The organism is Spirosoma pomorum (assembly GCF_054776615.1).
This window is the reverse complement of the sequence record NZ_BAAHBP010000003.1, coordinates 22,828-39,597: the sequence shown is the minus strand read 5'-3', so window position 1 is coordinate 39,597 and position 16,770 is coordinate 22,828. Positions and strand designations below refer to the sequence as shown.

The 16,770-nt window shown below is 48.7% G+C and carries 11 protein-coding genes; 4 read left to right on the top strand and 7 right to left on the bottom strand.

The features are described 5' to 3' along the window. Positions 1–92 precede the first annotated feature (92 nt). Together ACYVAD_RS08235 and ACYVAD_RS08230 are read left to right on the top strand one after the other, a co-directional pair. On the top strand, positions 93–653 hold the full coding sequence (locus ACYVAD_RS08235) for a hypothetical protein (protein WP_461139017.1): 561 nt from the start codon (positions 93–95) through the stop codon (positions 651–653). Positions 654–866: 213 nt separating this feature from the next. Then, positions 867–2,369: an alpha/beta hydrolase-fold protein gene (locus ACYVAD_RS08230; protein ID WP_461139016.1), complete on the top strand. Its 1,503-nt coding sequence runs from the start codon at positions 867–869 to the stop codon at positions 2,367–2,369. Positions 2,370–2,618: 249 nt separating this feature from the next. Here the strand turns inward: ACYVAD_RS08230 and ACYVAD_RS08225 are convergent, their stop codons facing one another. Further along, positions 2,619–3,941: an amidohydrolase family protein gene (locus ACYVAD_RS08225; RefSeq protein WP_461139015.1), complete on the bottom strand. Its 1,323-nt coding sequence runs from the start codon at positions 3,939–3,941 to the stop codon at positions 2,619–2,621. 286 nt (positions 3,942–4,227) lie between these two features. After that, positions 4,228–5,685: a S41 family peptidase gene (locus tag ACYVAD_RS08220; protein WP_461139014.1), complete on the bottom strand. Its 1,458-nt coding sequence runs from the start codon at positions 5,683–5,685 to the stop codon at positions 4,228–4,230. Between the two features lie 178 nt (positions 5,686–5,863). On the opposite strand from ACYVAD_RS08220, the gene ACYVAD_RS08215 reads away from it, so the two are divergent. Beyond that, positions 5,864–6,328 (top strand): Lrp/AsnC family transcriptional regulator, encoded by a 465-nt coding sequence (locus ACYVAD_RS08215; protein WP_461139013.1) that lies wholly within the window; start codon positions 5,864–5,866, stop codon positions 6,326–6,328. A gap of 200 nt (positions 6,329–6,528) precedes the next feature. On the opposite strand, the gene ACYVAD_RS08210 is transcribed toward ACYVAD_RS08215, so the two are convergent. From ACYVAD_RS08210 to ACYVAD_RS08190, 5 genes are all read right to left on the bottom strand, one after another. Further along, positions 6,529–7,536, bottom strand: a complete 1,008-nt coding sequence (locus ACYVAD_RS08210; protein WP_461139012.1) for a ligand-binding sensor domain-containing protein — start codon at positions 7,534–7,536, stop codon at positions 6,529–6,531. A 291-nt stretch (positions 7,537–7,827) separates the two neighbouring features. Continuing rightward, positions 7,828–9,306 carry an arabinose isomerase gene (locus ACYVAD_RS08205; RefSeq protein WP_461139011.1) on the bottom strand — a complete coding sequence of 493 codons (1,479 nt, stop codon included), beginning with the start codon at positions 9,304–9,306 and terminating at the stop codon, positions 7,828–7,830. 20 nt (positions 9,307–9,326) lie between these two features. Further along, a complete protein-coding gene (locus ACYVAD_RS08200; RefSeq protein ID WP_461139010.1) occupies positions 9,327–10,859 on the bottom strand; it encodes a family 43 glycosylhydrolase in 1,533 nt (510 codons plus the stop codon). A gap of 44 nt (positions 10,860–10,903) precedes the next feature. Further along, positions 10,904–12,394, bottom strand: coding sequence for a RagB/SusD family nutrient uptake outer membrane protein (locus ACYVAD_RS08195; RefSeq protein ID WP_461139009.1), 1,491 nt, complete (start codon positions 12,392–12,394; stop codon positions 10,904–10,906). Between the two features lie 5 nt (positions 12,395–12,399). Next, complete coding sequence (locus ACYVAD_RS08190) at positions 12,400–15,576, bottom strand: SusC/RagA family TonB-linked outer membrane protein (RefSeq protein WP_461139008.1); 3,177 nt, start codon at positions 15,574–15,576, stop codon at positions 12,400–12,402. Positions 15,577–15,837: 261 nt separating this feature from the next. On the opposite strand from ACYVAD_RS08190, the gene ACYVAD_RS08185 reads away from it, so the two are divergent. Beyond that, positions 15,838–16,740, top strand: coding sequence for an AraC family transcriptional regulator (locus tag ACYVAD_RS08185; RefSeq protein WP_461139007.1), 903 nt, complete (start codon positions 15,838–15,840; stop codon positions 16,738–16,740). Positions 16,741–16,770 lie beyond the last annotated feature (30 nt).

Genomic DNA, 16,770 nt, shown 5'->3' with positions numbered 1-16,770 from the left:
CTTTATCTGTTAGCCTATTATTAAGCTTATCACTGGTCAACGCGCAGACGATCAAGTTGGAGAAAAACAGGCTTTTACCTAATCAAGTGTCTATGTCTTTTGAACGAGTCGTGGGCAAACAGGCACTTAAAGTTGTCAAAGACTCGACCGTTCAACAAGTGGACGAACCTACCTTCGTGAAGATTAAAGGCGTAAATTTCACCAACGGTACTATCGAAGTAAAGGTATTAAGCCGACTGCTTAAAAACGCACCTGCATCGGCGCGTGGCTTTATTGGCATTGCTTTCCGGATTGACGAGGCTAATTCACAATACGAAAGCATCTATATCCGTCCGACCAATGGCCGAGCCGACGACCAAGTACGTCGTAACCACTCGATTCAGTACTACGCCTACCCCAATCATAAGTTCGATCAGCTTCGGATAGAGTCTCCCGAAAAGTACGAATCCTATGCGGATATGGGGTTGAATGAATGGATTACGATGAAAATCGTCGTCAATGGGCAGGAAGCCCGGTTGTATCTGAATGATACGAAACAACCCTCGCTGATTGTGAAGGATATGAAGTATGGCGCAACCGGATCGGGAGCTGTTGGTCTTTGGGTCGAAGTAGGAACGGAAGGCTATTTCGCAGATTTGACGATTAGCCGATAGGTATATGTCGTTGAAAAAACTATAAAAGGCTTATTCTCATAAATCCCTCCAAAGGGAGACAAGAGGAATTGTCGTATTCTTGATCCAGGCATTTGAAGAGACAATAAACAAGAAAGAATTTGATTAAAAACAGGCAGTCATACTTTTGTTGATCACCAGTAAAGGTCTACCCGAAGACGCAACCCAACCCCAATAATCAGCAGCATTGACTAGATGACATTGATGAAATACATATCCGCCTGGCTACTCATCCTCACTCTACTGGGTCGTGAGGGGAGGGCTCAACAGCTCCCGGGCCGACGGGACTCCCTTCAATCAACTAGCTTAAAGCAGAACATGACCTTTCGGGTCATCCTGCCTACTCAGTACAAGCCAGGGGCGGCCGATCGGTATGACGTGCTGTATGTGCTGGATGGAGATTACAATACCAAGCTGGTGCTGCCGCTTCAGGCCTTTCTAGAAGCAGAACAAAAAATGCCCCCTACGATCATTGTTAGTGTTTACAGTTCAGATCGTAATCGAGACTTTCTGCCTACCGCGGTGGCCGAATACCCCAACTCCGGCGGTGCGGACCTCTTCTTAAACTTTCTGGCCAATGAACTCCTTCCCTATATCAATACCCATTATCCCGCTACGGGCGATAATACCCTGCTGGGCCATTCATTTGGGGGCTTATTTACTACCTATGCCTTGCTGAAAAGGCCAACCCTGTTTAAATCCTACCTTGCGATTGATCCCAGTTATTGGTACGATCATGACTTCTTGCTAAAACTGACGGCGGATAAAGTGGCTGGTTTAACCAATTCGCAGACTACTTTCTTTGTCTCTGGAAAGGGAGAAACTGGCATGCGGGTTCCCGATATGGAACGGCTTCTGAGCACGCGAGCTCCCAAGGAGTTGATCTGGCAGGTGATGACCTATCCCAATGAAACCCACAGCTCCGTGCGGCTTAAAAGCATCTATGATGGGCTCAAGTTCAGCTATGGCGGCTATAAGAGTTATCTACAAGTGTACCCAGAAATTGGTATTCTGCTCAAGGAAAAACCCATCCACTTGTGGTATTTTGGGGATACGACGCGGGTCAGGTATACCCTTGATGGGACACCGCCGACGCTCAGCTCACCAAGGGTAAGTCCTGAAATTGAGTTGAATCAGGGGGCCAACGTGCTTATTAAGCACTTTACCAACCGGTCCCGTTATGATCATACGATTGGGGGCTCTTTTTCGACGGAGGACTATTTGCCAGCCAGTAAACGGATTCGGTCCCTGTCACCGGGCGGATTCGATTACGCTTACTATGAAGGGGATTGGGATCAGCTACCGGATTTTACGCGCTTGACTCCTGTCAAAATAGGCCGGGTTGATTCCACCTTCAGCCTGGATAAGCTACCGCGTCAAGCTAAGTTTGGTTTAGTGCTATCGGGGCAACTCGAAGTTCGGGAAGAAGGCTATTATTTGTTTGTAGCCGATAGCGATGATGGTTCCCGCTTTTATCTAGCCCATCGCTTACTGGCTGAGTTTGCGGGTATCCAGCCGATGGAGCATCCCAATAAATCGTTTATGGTTCCTTTACAAAAAGGCTTTTATCCAGTACGGATCGAATATTTTCAAAAAGAAGGGGATCGCAAATTGATGCTCGAGTACATTCTACCTTCGTCAATGGCCTCGAAACAGACAGTTCCCATCCCCCTGGACTTACAGTATGGCACCCGTTAAGGCGATCATGGCGATTCTATCAGCCATCTAGCCCTCTTATCGTTCTGAGAACGACTGGCTATTATTCTCACAAAATACTCCCATCAGCGATAGATAAAAGTCTCCGTATTCTCAATCTGGGCGTTTCAAGGTACTGCACCAGCATATAAACCAGAATGGCTTAAATGATCTGATTTCTTAGTCTACATTATAAAATGAACAATGGGCCTAATCACAGTAGCCTGATCACCCACTTAGTTGCCTACACCATCACTTAGAACCAGTTGGAAGATTCTTTCGGCCAGTCGATCTATCAGCAGGTGGATAAACCAGATGCCCGTCTTTCACAATCAGCTTGACGCTGAATAGCGATTGAGCAAAGTTATGCTCTAAGTCTCCGCTGAAAAAGACGATATCCGCTTGATGGCCTGCCTTGATGAGGCCGACCTTGTCGGCTATACCTTGGGCTTTGGCAGCATTATAGGTTGCATAGCGCAGTACATCACCCACTGGAATACCCGCTTCGTGGTAGGCCAGCAGTACATCAACCGCACCTTTGCCCCGTTCTATCAAAGCAATATCACCGTAGTAATCCGAACCGGCCACAATGGTAACTCCCTTCGCCACGGCCCTTCTCAGTCGATTGTGTATGGACTTGAGAAAGTTGTTGGCGTAGTCTTCGGCTTCTTTGCCAACCATGCCAATGCCAGCCACTTTTATATCAGCTGTTTGCTTTGATACGTCTGTGGGTACTAGATAAGTGCCCCGCTGAGCCATCAGCTGTAAGGTACTGTCTGACAAGCTATAGCCATGCTCAATACCATCCACGCCCACTAAAACAGCGTCTCTTGCCGACTCGTCATAGGTGGCATGAGCGGTGACTGAAAGACCCTGTTGATGCGCCCGCTCGACAATGGCTTTGATCTCCTCAGGGGCTAGTACGCGCTTGTCGTTGTTCATGCAGACCTTGATGACGTTGACCCCCCTCTGGATGTGTTCTTCCACAGCCGCTTTCGCATCGAGAGCCCCTTTCACCACCCGGTATTCCTGGTCGATTAAAAAACTGTCTGCGGCAGCAGGTTTGTAAAATTGGCCACCAGGAGGGCTGATGATGGGGCCTGAGACATACATGGTAGGGCCACTTGTGCGCTCATGGGCTAGCCTCTTCTGCAACTGTAGATCTAAGTATTGTCCCGAGTTGCCCAAGTCACGAACTGTGGTAATACCGGCTTCTAAGTTGAGTTTGGCAAACACTAGCCCTTGTCGAATGCGTTCATTAGGGGGCACCTTTGAGGCCATTTCCAGGCCATCTTTCCGCTGCTTTTGGTGGATCAACAGATGCGTATGCATATCCATTAGACCCGGCGTTGCAGAGCATTGACCCAGATTGATCACCTTGGTATTAACGGGCTTAGTTAAGTTTGGTCCAACCGCTTGGATAATGCCATTGACGACCAGAATCTGTTGATTAGTCAGAAACGTTTTATGCTCCGCATCATAGAGCTTACCGACTTTGAACAACCATTTTTGGGATGGTTGAGCCCAAAGAGAAATTGAGGCCAAAACCAGCAGGGAAGTCAAGAGAGGGCGCATAGAGGAGGGATTAGTGGAGAGAGATACTTACAGATTTAATCAAGTTGCTTGGAGGTACCTATCACAAAGAACTTGGTGATATTATTGCGTTGCCCAGTACTATGCAAAGCCTAATACATAAACGGTATTTTTTCTACACAAGAGGAATATGTGTAGATTCTTGGCTATCCGTCTATCAAGAGTAACAACTTGAAAGCAAGTGGTCTAGTCAACCAAGTCTCGACAACAAGATCACATCTTTGATTTCGCTAAACGCTCTATTATTAGAATAGATCTTCAAGGCCACTTACTTACGGTCCTTCTTAATTAAAGCGAAGGTAAAGCTCATTTCGACATCTTTACCACTTAAAAAGTCACTGATAGTTGGCTCAACCCAATAATCCGGCAGCGTTCCGTGGCCCGGATTGGCAGGACTTGCTACCGCCATGACATATTTGCGCATGGGTATCAATAGTTTGACTTTCGTGTTGGGCAGGATCATTTCCATCATATCGCCCCCGTTGATGCAGGAGTACCCGCCCCCGGTCTCTTCCCCAATAAACGTAGCTCGTTTATTAGAACGAGCTACCGCGCAAAACTCCGCCGTGGTGGAAAAGCATTTCCGACTAATTAGTATATAAACGGGTCCGTTAAAGCGGTTGGGCTGAGGATGCTGGTGTTTCAGATTGTTGTGAGCCGTCCACCGATATTGACCAGAGGGCGTTTTAATAATGTCTTTTACGTAGTCTCGATACTCGGTCTGCTTCCAATCCGTGTATTGAATAAACGGTAAATCTTGATCGGTTGTGACAACCGCTTCTTTGTAATAATGGAAAGGCTTCTCAGCCAGATAAGCGTATAGCCAAGCCCCCCAGGTGCCGTACCCCCCTGGGTTTTTCCGTAAATCAATGACTAGGTTTCTCACCTGTTTTTGCTGGATGAGCGTGAAACAGGAATCTAAAAACTGTTTGTACATGGTTTCTTTCGATTTATCATCGTTGAGGGTGATATAAAACTGATCTATTGTCAGCACAGCCGTTTCAGCGTTTGGTAAGCTGATGGAAAACGGAAGATCGCGTTTGGGGGAACCAGGGGATGAACCGCTGATTGATCGGGTAACTCGCTTGGTTGTAGCGGGTAGACTAACTACCTTACTAGGCTTGTTGCCCCTCCTGATGAGCAGTTTAAAGGTGTCGGGTTGGGCCATATGCAGGCCGTAATACTGATCAAACTTGGTATCTAAGTTCATATACCGGTGAGCCGAATTGATACCATCGGTGCTGATATGTTTGAACAGTTCGTCCGTAATGGCGGTCATTGATTGACCATTGATGCTTAACACCTCACTGCCTAATAGATTCGGATCATGGTCCTGGCTGGCAATAATGTAGGCTTTCCCTCTTAAAAACTTTACTTTGACGGGTACATAGCGGTTGATGTATTCCCGCTCCGAAGTGGGCAGGCCAACGGCGGTGTGACCACAGCCTAATTGAGAAATGATTGGGGACAACAAGGTAAAAAATTCAAAGGCCGTTAGATTATGGTCAAGTAGCCTACCGGTGCTGTCCCACAGGTGATCAAGCTTCTCTTTAGCGACCACGTCGTATAGGGCGGGATGCATTGTCTCAAAGAGTTGCCGGGTCAAGCCCAAGTCTTGCTGTAGCTGTTGCGGGGTAAACGAGTGTTCAGGCGTAGTTTTAGGCGTTTGTGCATAAGTGGGAAGCAGCGTCAATAGAATGACTAAACCGGTAAGTGCTGACTTCATTTGTACAGGCAAGCGCATAGGATACATAGTCTAACAAAGGGTAGGTCATCAATTGGTTAGGTACTAACCATATCAGAGCACCAGTGCAAAATTATTACACAGATTACGTTTTTTCCTTTCTACTTTCTGATCTAAAACGCAATTTTGTTTCATTCTCTTCACTCACTTTTTTCCTTTTATGGAACTGGATTCGTTTGATCGCCATATCCTTACCATTCTACAAGGGGCCAATACGACCCCACAGCGCTTGATTGGTGAACAAGTCAATCTGTCAGCCGCTTCGGTTCATCGCCGAATTAAAAAGATGGAAGAGCAAGGTGTCATTGAAGCCAATATTGCCGTGGTTGATCCGGCCCAGGTTGGGCATCGGATTACGATCATCGTGGAAGTGGAGCTAGTTAGTGAACAAATTGCGTTGATTGATGAAGCCAAGGAGAGCTTTTCTTCGGTCTCCGAAGTGCAGCAATGTTACTATGTAACGGGAGAGACTGATTTTATTCTAATTATCAGCGTAAGCAGCATGGACGACTATTCGTTGCTGATGAGACGACTTTTTTTTGGTAATGCCAACGTGAAACGCTTTCGTTCGTTTGTAACGGTGGATCGAGTGAAAGTGGGTTTATCGGTGCCCTTACCTGGCTAGTTAGTAGATAGCGTCGATGTTACGGTTGGCCTTAGTTTCCCCTAGCTCTATAAATAGCTGGTTATCGGCAAACAAGTTGTTGATAGCGTTCATCGCAACTTGTAGCCACGAGGCTGCTTAATCTCACAAAATGCTCCCGAGTGACAGATTCTAATGTCTGTAAATGGGGGGTTTACCGAAACAGCTACATTTTTAGTTCTTTACTTCTTAAAGTTGGTAATGCTCTTTCCATCATACCGATACGCCCCACCTGAACCGAACCAAATACTACCATCGCTTGCCTCTAAAATCCCAAATAGCATCCCTTTCGTATCATCAAAATCTAATTCTAGCTCGGTTACCGTGGCAGTTTTGTTGGCTAACGTTTCGCCATCATACCGGAAAAGCGACCACCCCCAGTTTGTTAGTGAACTCGTCCAGATATTGCCCTTTTTATCTTCATAGACATACGCCACACTACGCTCACTGAAATTGGTAAAGCTATGGCCGTCATAGCGCCAAAGCCCATACTGCCCCCCCAGCCAGATATCCCCTTTTTTATCTTCAATGATTGTACGAATATTCATAAACGGGGTGCCATCATGGGTTAAAACGGTAAATGTTTTTCCATCATACGTACAGGCATTGCCCCTGGTGGCAAACCAAAATTTCCCGGTTTTATCTTCAATAATCGAGTTAACATCATTATCATCCTGATTGGATAATCCCAGTAATCCTTCATTCAGTCTATAATTTCGAAAGGATTTTCCATCGTACCGGCTTGCTCCGCTTAGCGTGCCGAACCAAATCCTACCGGCTTTATCTTCATAGATATCAATAACCTGGTTATTGGCAAGTCCCTGCTGGGTGGTAAAGTGTTGGAAGGATTTCCCATCATAATAGTAGACCCCTTCACCAACCGTACTAAACCAGAAATTTCCTTTTCTATCTTCTAACACCGAAAAGAAACGGGCTGAACTTACTTGATGGGTAACATTGGTAAACGTTTTTCCGTCATATCGAAAAACACCCCCAAATGTCCCCATCCAAATGTTGCCCTTTTGGTCTTGCTTTAGGGTACGGGTGATATGGGAAGGTCCGTAGGCTGTACTTAGCTCTTTGACTTCGGCCTTGATTGTGTCTTTTGGCAGGTCGGTTTTGGCCAGTGCTTTTGCGGAAGTGTACAAAGTCACCAGCAAGACCAATGCATATCCGAGTACGTATCTCATGTCTATTTATTTTGTGGCTAAGGGTTTCGACAAACCTAATCATTATTGAGCTGAGCTTTTGTTAAGGGCTTGTTAACGAGAGGAAGCAACTCCAAAATGTACACTGTCTGATCGCACTTAAGAAAAAGCCAGCATTTTACAAGGTCCCACGATAACGCTCCCTGAAATAAGAAAGTACTTTATATAAATTTGTCTAGATAAGTGGGTATTTTAGGACCACAACTATAGTAGTGCTATCATTGGTTTTTGCTTGGAAAGATATCTGTTAATTCGACACGCGTCAGCCGACGGCTAAGTCACCTGAATCGTTTTGATTTGCAATAGATCCCCTATCTTTTTGATTTTAGATGCGATGTGCCCCACGCCGATTGCACAGTGGTGGGCAGGCCCATGACTATTCCAATCCGTTACAAACTGCCGTGCTCCCATTAGAAACCGGTACCGGCTGTTGGTGTTGCCAATTTCTAGGATAGGGCCCCCAACGGACTCGCCTTCGGCTACCAACAGAAACAATCCCCCTTTACCATCTTCCACGACCGACAGTAGGGTAACGGGGCCGTTTTTAATTGACATTTCAACCGATAGCCCCGCCCCAACTTTGCCGTGATATACTTGAAGGGGGCGCACTTTTGTTTTTCCTTCCGCAATGCCCATGTGCCCCGGTCCGTCGTGCCCCATCAGCACAATATCATCGCGATAATCCATTGCGTAGTATTCGGTAAATGATCCGCCAGCTCCGAGTGAATCAAGAATTTTCATGGCTTGAACATTCTTGATTTCGTATTCACCGGCTACCGGTATTCCTCGCCCCGTTAGCCAGGACGTACCCAGAATAATAGAGCTCATCGTATCCGCATTGGCCGGATTACCCGTGCCTTTATAATAATAGGCCAGTGAACCAAGCCCGTATTTTTCCACCAGTTCATCCAGTGCAACCGATGTTCGAGCCGCCCGTTCTAGTTCGAACTGCGAACAGTCAGCCTGTACGGCGAACACTTCATGAAAGAAATCAATCCGCTGGTGAACCGCCTGGCCACTCACTTGCTCCTTGAGGGCCGTCAACTCATCCACTTCGAGTAGGATAAGTTGCCCGCCGAAGGTTGTCAGCTGCAAGGTCGGGTCGGAGTAGATATCGAGCATCCCGCTGTAATAAGTACCCATCAGTCCGAGCTTATTATGGGCCATGATCTGGGTAACGTAGGCCGCTTCTAACCATTCGTTAATCTCCTGCCAGCAAACCGGATCGTCGTGGAGCATACCCGTTACCTGTTCATACGCTACGTCCGCCCGTCGGAGTACGTTGGTCAGCTCCGGCACTGAACAAGCCGAGCAGTGAGCCAGCCACTCCCCCGTCATCCGCGTACGGTCACCCAGCTGATTGATGTACGTGTAGTCAATGGCGGCTGCGGGCGCTAGATTAAGCAGAATAACCGGCACTTTTGTTCGTTGAACCACCGGGAGTACGGTGGCTGAGAGTGCATACGTGGTTACGTAAATAAACAGGATATCAACGTCCTGCTGGCGAAACTGATGACCCGCCTGCATGGCTTTATCGGGCGTATCGATCAACCCCAGATTAATTACCTGGGTGAAAGGACGCTGTAACTGCTCGGCGACTACCTGGACATAACCCAGCAGGCGTGACTGGAGTCCGTCGAACTGGGGCCAATACGTGTCAAGTCCAATACCAAATAACCCTACCTTTAGCTTGACGGGAATGGTAGTCAAGGAATTGTGTGCTGGAGGAGCGACGAATGGATAGGTAGTCATAAGTACGAAAAATAAGGAGGCTACTTCGTTTTCTGGATGGTTGTCTGAAAACGTACTGACGGCTTTTCAACTAGCCCACCTGAAGGGGTATTTTGCTTAGGCGTAGGGGATGGTCCCTCAGCATACGCTAGGCCATAGCAACCCGCCGACGTTGTCGAACTGATTTGCAAGGTATACTCTTTTCCAGCCTGAACCCGTACATTCGGATGAACCAATCGGCTCTTGGGGGACCAACTAAGTATATCTGCCGGTAAAGTCCCCTTGTACAATGGAGTAGCCGCTGAAGCAGCGCCATCCAATGCATATAAAGTTAGCAGAAGCGGGGCGTTGGGGTTATCTCTCTTATACGCCGTAATGGACAAGCTTTTCAATTGGCCGGTTTGTGAAGCCTGGAATACCTGCTGTTCCGAATGCGTACCGGTTATAGCGCAGCGGATCGAATAAAGAGGACCTGGAGCAGATGACCTACGCAACTCGGGCGTGGAGCCTCTACGGATGGTCAATTCAGGCGTTTTTGAACAGTCAATCGGTTTGATGGAGCCATCGGCATCAAATTCTAATGGCGTCCAGTAGTAGTTGGCGAGCGCTTCATTACGAGCGGCATTATTCCACAGATCGCTCCCGTACAAAAACAGTGAATCACGCCCTAGTTTAATAGTAGAGACAAAAGAAGGCTGCCCACCGCAGGAATTATCGCTGATCCGGCGCCCTTCCGACCAGGGGCCCAGGGGGGACCGAGCAGTGCGGTAGGCTGTACCAGTACCCGAGCAGTACCCACAATTAGGATCGGAATAGGTAATGTAATAAAGCCCCCTACGCTTGAAAAGGCCCGGTGCTTCCGTCTTGTCTTTTGTTACGGCGTTGATATGCTGACCCGTGCCCGATAGGTAATCAGCTGTCAGCTTTTCGATGACGATCGCGCCCTTGGCCCGCCAGTCGGTGTAGGCCAGATAAGCCGTACCATCTTCGTCCACGAATGTGTCATGATCGCCATTATTCAGCCCCGCTACGGGCGATGTACTGTTGACGGCCAGCGTCGGTTCAGCCACTTCGGTAAAGGGGCCGGTCGGAGCCGAACTAGTGAACACCCGAAAACCAACCCGGTTATCATACACATTGATCCACAATACGTACTGCTTGGTCTGCTGGTTATAAATCACATGGGGGCGAAAGCATCCGTACGTATTGCCGTTGCAGCGGGATTGCCAGACCGGCGTTTTGGCATCGAATAAATACCCCCGATCAGTCCAATTGATCAGGTCCGGTGAGGCATATACCTTGAATCCGCAGAACGGCGCTTGTTTGTTCTGCCACTCAAAGCCACAGTCGTAGCTGGTGCCATAGAGATAATACGTTCCGTCGAAGTACGCGATCTCACCATCGTGCGCGTCAATAGCGTCACCCACGGCATCGAACCGGGTAACCTGTTTCCCTGTTTCCGTAAAATTTCGTAGGGAAACGGGCGTTACGGGTTGCGCAGTCACTAGCTGGCGGCTGATCGACGCCAAAAAGAAAAATAAAACTAGGCAGGGTATACCTCGGAATAACTTCATATTTCTTAAATAAGCGTACATGTTGGTAGGTTAGCTCATTATCATTAGTACCCAGCATTTTGGGTCAGCTTGTCGTTGATCAGAATCTGGGGCGCTGGAATTGGCAGATAATATTCATACGAACTGTAGACGTAATCCTGCGCCGTAAACGATACGCCGTTCCGCGACACAGTTGGGTTGGCTTTTTCTTTAGTGCCGTACGCATTCATGAAAGCCGCCCATTCGGCGGGCGTCATGGTGCGTTTAAGATCAAACCAGCGATGGTTTTCGAACGCTAATTCGATCCGACGCTCGTTGAGAACGGCTGCTCTAAAAGCGGTTTTATCCAGACCGGAAACTTCCTTCAGGCCCGCCCGTTTTCGAACCTGATTCAGGTACCCATACGCATCCGTAGTGGGACCTGCTAATTCATTAATCGTTTCGGCCAGCATCAACAGCACATCGGCGAAGCGAAGAACAGGCCAGTTGTCGTCTGTACGACCGCTGATGGTATGAGGATGGGTGTATTTGATGATATAGGGGAGATTAACCACCACGCCGTTTAGGGTATAGCTTGTTTTTAATGACACATCCCGGCGCGAATCTCCCGCTTCGTAGGCAGCAATCAAGTCGTTGGTAGGAATATTTCGGCCGCCGGGCGGTGTACTGGCAAAACCCGTGATGGCACCCGCCGACGCGCGTGGAGCAAAAACGTACGCAAAATTGCTCCACTCGCCCAGATCATTGCCACCCTGGTACTGTACTTCAAAGATGGACTCAGGGCCGTTCTTCCTGGCGGGGTTGAAATTGTCAGCGTAAACGGGATTGAGCGTATAACCAGTCACCTGTTTCAACGTCGCTAAAGCATCGCTGTATTTTCTCTGGGTCAGGTACACCTTGCCCAGCAGACTTAGCGCGGCCCCCTTAGTGATGCGTCCTAGTTGGGCCGATGGATACGAGCTGGGTAGTTGCGGAACCGATTCGCCGAGGTCTTTTTCGATCTGCACCCAAACGGCAGCCTGCGGGGAACGAACCAAATCAAAGGCCTGACTTGGGCGCTCCAGGGTTGAGGTGACCAGTACGACATCGCCGAAATACTGCACCAGATGAAAATAAAAGTACGCCCGAAGAAATTTCAGTTGCCCTTCGATAGGTGCTTTTACCGCCGATCCGAGCGTACTGGCAGCTAGTTTCTCCAACGTATAGTTCGTATTGTAGAGCGCTGAATAGTACTGGTTCCACAAGTTGGCAATTTCCGTGTTGCCGGGGTTGACCGTCGAAAACTCGAACGCTTCCCAACGAACCGCATCGCCCCGGTCGAGGGGGTTGATGTCCAGCGTAGTGTTGTCGGATGGAAATTCCTGAAAAATGTACGCCGAGTTGGTAATCGTCTGTAATTGGCTGTACACACCACTTAGCGCCTGTTGAAACTGCACTTCGTTTTGGTAAAAAACATCCGTACCAATTCGGGTGGGATCAGTGGTCGTTAAAAAGTCCTCCCGGCACGAAAACTGACTTAGGACCAGGAGTGTTAGGAGCAGAAATTTAGGGTTCATCAGCCTTAGAAGTTAAGTTTAATGCCGGTGGCAATGGTTCGGGGGATCGGATAAGCCTCGTCGTCGATGTTGGGCTCAGTGGTGCTGCGGGTGCTTACTTCGGGATTGTTGCCGGGGTACTTAGTGAATAGAAACAAGTTGTTACCCGTAACAAACACCCTTGCGTTGCTGAATACCGAGGTAAGCTTAGGCAGCGTATACCCGATAGTAATGGTTTTGAGCCAGGTATAACTGGCATCGTACACGTAGCGATTGCTGCTCTCACGCGACCATTTAAAGTAGCTGGTTCCACCCTGCGCGTGCACATCAGTGGGATTTTGTCCGGGATTCTCGGCCGACCGCCACCGATCTTTAGCTTTGGTCTGCACGTTGAATACACCATCCATGTTCATCGTCGCCGATTCAATATTGCGGTAGATGTCAAAGTTTTGAGCACCCAGGAACAAGATGTTCAGGTCAAATTTTTTGTAGTCAGCCGCTATCGTCCAGGCCCAGGTAAAGGCCGGGTTGGGGTTACCAATCTCAACCATATCCTGCGTATCGTAGGTAATCACGCCATCGCCGTTCGTATCGTCAAAGCGCATCCCGCCGGGAATGACACCGTCCTGTTTTGGCGCAGCATCAATCTCCGCCTGGGTGTTGAAGATGCCCAGTTTTCGGTAGCCGTAAATCATGCCAACCGGACGACCGACTTTCTGAACGCTGTAGCCCGAATAGAACTCCCCGTAATACAGGGCGTCATTGGTTCCCTTAATCGCCAGAATTTTGTTTCGATTGAGGCTCAGGTTGGCGTTGGTGCGCAAATTTACCGGACCGAGATTGGTGCGAAACTCGCCCCCAATTTCAAATCCGTGGTTCTCGACTTTGCCAATGTTATCCAGGCTGGTCGTAAAGCCCGACACGGACGGGATCGACACCGGCAGGAGCATGTCGTTGGTAATTTTACGATAGTATTCCAGCGTAAAGACAAGCTTACTGTTAAACAAGGCTACGTCCAGACCTATATCGAGCTGATTCGACTTTTCCCACTTCAGATCCTGGTTGGCAAAGGAGCTGACAAGTTTACCGGGGGAGAACGTGTTGCCCAAGATGTAATTACTGGGGCTCACGAACGCCAAACTCGGGTAGTTACCAATCGCATTATTCCCCGTGACTCCCCAGCTAGCGCGCAACTTAAGATCGTTCAACCAGGTCGTTTTGGGCATAAACGGTTCGTCACTGATGCGCCAGCCCGCCGAAACGGCCGGAAAGTCACCGTACTTGTTTTGAGCACCAAAGCGCGAACTGCCCTCTCGTCGGTACGAGGCCGAAAACAGGTATTTATCTTTATAAGCGTAATTGATACGGCCCAAAAAAGCAAGTAATGACCAGCCGTATTCGGAGGAGGAGGCCGACCGGATGGAAGCCGACCCCAAAAAGGGAACCAGGTCGTCGGGATAGGTCGTACCAGTGCCGGTCAGTCCCCGGACCCGCTCCTGCTGAGCCGTATAGCCCACTAATACATCCAGGCTTTGGTTGGCCGGTAGCTGCGGCTTGTAGGTCAGGAGCTGATCAAGCGAATAGTTGGTCAGCTCTTCCGTTATATCTGTTTCAGTAGCATTGCGGGGCGGGGCTCCTGAAGAGCCGGGCGTAACGGCCAGACCAATGGTGGAGGGAATGTATTCCTTATACGTATTGTTGGTTAGCTTAACGTTGGCGGACGTTTTGAACTTGAAATCTCGCAGGAAGGAAAACTCCACAAAGCCGTTGGTTAGCAGATCCGCAACCGTGCGTCGACGCAGTACATTTTCTAGTACGTAGAGTGGATTAGGAAAACCAAAAACGCCATCTACACCCGTAATGTAAGGCACTAGCGAACCATCCGCATTGTAGGGGGTAGCCCGGGGATCCATCAAGAGCGCACTACCTACGACCGAGCCACGTCCCGTGGTATTGGCCAGATTCTGACGCGTGTACGTACCATTAATGTTCAGGCCAATATTGATGCTCTTTGATACCTGTCCACCCAGATTTGAGCGAACCGATATCCGGTCGTAGTTAGTGTTCTTGATGACGCCATCTTCCTTATAATAACCCACTGATACAAGTGCTTTGAGGGGACCCGTTCCTGACGATGCCGTCAGGTTAACATCTGAGTAGGGCGCATTCTCGTGCAGAATCAGGTCGAACCAGTTGGTGGAGTAGGGCGTCTGAGCCGGGTATCGGTAGCCGATCGGCACCTCATCAAGGGTTGGCTCACGCTTTTGGAGAATTCGGATTTGATCCTCAAAAATTTCTTTTTTAAACTGCGCAAAATCAACCCCATTCAGCATGGGCGTCCGGCGCGACCGGGGCAGTGTTTGAATACCATAATCCAGGGCCAAATTAACGGCTACTTTGCCATCTTTGGCTTGTTTGGTCGTAATTAAAACAACGCCGTTCGAGCCCCGGGCCCCGTAAATAGCCGTTGACGCAGCATCTTTCAATACCGAAACACTCTCGATATCATTGGGATTCAGGTTCTGCCCGACCGAGGTACCCACCACAAAACCATCAATGACGTAGAGCGGATCACTACCCGCCCCCAGGGAGCCGATGCCCCGTACCCGCACCTGAAATTCACCCCCTGGGGTACCACTGGTTTGTTTGACGGCAACCCCCGGCGCCCGGCCCTGGAGAACCTGGTTTGGATTACTAGCGGGTTGTTCGCCCACATCCCGCAGATTGATGACCGACACCGCCGAGGTAATATCCTGTCTGCGCTGCGAACCATAGCCCACCACCACGACTTCATTTAGCGTCTGATCGTTGGGTGAGAGGGTTATAGTGAGAGTAGTCTTGTTACCTACGGTCACCTCCTGTTTGGCATAGCCGACGAAGCTGAACACTAGAATCGTTGACGGATCGGGTATACTGATTCGGAAGCTGCCGGTTCCATCGGTCGTTGTTCCTTGGGTGGCTCCCTTAATAATAACACTTACCCCTGGTAAGTCAGCTCCTTTTTCGTCGGTTACCTTACCGGTGATGGCTATATCACTGGCAAGCATACCGGCTCGAAGCTGAGCCTGTTCACCTGTCCGGGGCAATGTAGATTTCCCCGTTGAATACGCCATTTGGCGGGGCTTTACTGGACCGGGTTGGCCAAACGAGTGGGCGAAAACGAGTACCACAGCAGCGGTAAAAATCAGATCATTCTTTTTCATCTTTTGGTAAGGGAAGGTCAATAAGTCAGCGTTAGCTAAGTCTATTTATAGCCCGTTAGCTCTATTTGTGCTATTGGTACAGCGTATCAAAAAAGACAAGCCCATTTTGATTTCAGGGAAAAGCAATCGACCTGTATTAAAGAATACGAAATAGTATTACTTTAGATGCATACTACTTAATTGCATAATTCTCCACAAAAGTAAAACTCTACCAATCCCCCTTTCAATAGCAATTTTGATTCATTATTTGGCTATTTTGATATGAGCAGTTACCGGAAATACTTTGATGACGACCAATTGACTAGTCTGGCTACGCAAACGCCCAGCTGGGGAGTTGATATTTTGACCGTGGGCCATAATGTTCATCAGGCCCGAAAGAATTATCCTGACCAAAATCACCCGAATCAATACTACTTCGACTGGGCGGAGGGGCGAACGTTAAATGAGTTTCAGCTTGTGTACATCGCCAATGGACAGGGCGTATTTGAGTCTCAACTGATACCGCCCACGCTGGTTGAAGGGGGGATGGCACTTCTCCTGTATCCGGGTTTATGGCACCGATTCAAACCCTCGCCGGATACGGGCTGGGAAGAGTTTTGGGTGGGCTACCGGGGGCATTATGCTGAATACTTAATGCGCCAAGAGTGCTTCGATCCGCAGCAGCCTATGATGCGTATTGGTTTTCGGGCTGAGCTGATTAACGTGTTTACCCGGCTCATTGATACGCTTAAACACGAAGGCATTGCCTACCGGCAGATTGCTACCTGTCAGGTCATTCAACTGCTGGGTTTGGTTTATTCATCGGCTCTGCTAAAGGACGTAGGTCGCAACCGGAAAGAACAGCTTGTGCACCAGGTACGCTATCACATCCAGGGGGCCTGGAATAAACCAATTGACTTCGAGTTGTTAGCCAAGGAAATGAGCGTCAGCTACGTGTGGCTCAGAAAGGTCTTCAAGGAGGTAATGGACGTAGCGCCGGGGCATTATCAGTTGAATTTAAAAATTGAGAAGGCAAGCCAACTACTCGTTGAAACGGACTTATCTGTATCCGAAATAGCGTATCAATGTGGATTTGAATCGCTTTTTTATTTTTCGAGGCTGTTTCGTAAAAAAAAGGCCCAGTCTCCCACCGAATACCGAACAAACAGTCAAACTAGCACTTGAGCGCAATAGCTAATTAGGCTCTCACTTGAG

Coding starts and splice junctions, on each gene's coding strand:
- ACYVAD_RS08235 (WP_461139017.1), top strand. CDS start 93: ATGTCTTTTGAACGAGTCGTGGGCAAACAGGCACTTAAAGTTGTCAAA.
- ACYVAD_RS08230 (WP_461139016.1), top strand. CDS start 867: ATGACATTGATGAAATACATATCCGCCTGGCTACTCATCCTCACTCTA.
- ACYVAD_RS08225 (WP_461139015.1), bottom strand. CDS start 3,941: ATGCGCCCTCTCTTGACTTCCCTGCTGGTTTTGGCCTCAATTTCTCTT.
- ACYVAD_RS08220 (WP_461139014.1), bottom strand. CDS start 5,685: ATGAAGTCAGCACTTACCGGTTTAGTCATTCTATTGACGCTGCTTCCC.
- ACYVAD_RS08215 (WP_461139013.1), top strand. CDS start 5,864: ATGGAACTGGATTCGTTTGATCGCCATATCCTTACCATTCTACAAGGG.
- ACYVAD_RS08210 (WP_461139012.1), bottom strand. CDS start 7,536: ATGAGATACGTACTCGGATATGCATTGGTCTTGCTGGTGACTTTGTAC.
- ACYVAD_RS08205 (WP_461139011.1), bottom strand. CDS start 9,306: ATGACTACCTATCCATTCGTCGCTCCTCCAGCACACAATTCCTTGACT.
- ACYVAD_RS08200 (WP_461139010.1), bottom strand. CDS start 10,859: ATGAAGTTATTCCGAGGTATACCCTGCCTAGTTTTATTTTTCTTTTTG.
- ACYVAD_RS08195 (WP_461139009.1), bottom strand. CDS start 12,394: ATGAACCCTAAATTTCTGCTCCTAACACTCCTGGTCCTAAGTCAGTTT.
- ACYVAD_RS08190 (WP_461139008.1), bottom strand. CDS start 15,576: ATGAAAAAGAATGATCTGATTTTTACCGCTGCTGTGGTACTCGTTTTC.
- ACYVAD_RS08185 (WP_461139007.1), top strand. CDS start 15,838: ATGAGCAGTTACCGGAAATACTTTGATGACGACCAATTGACTAGTCTG.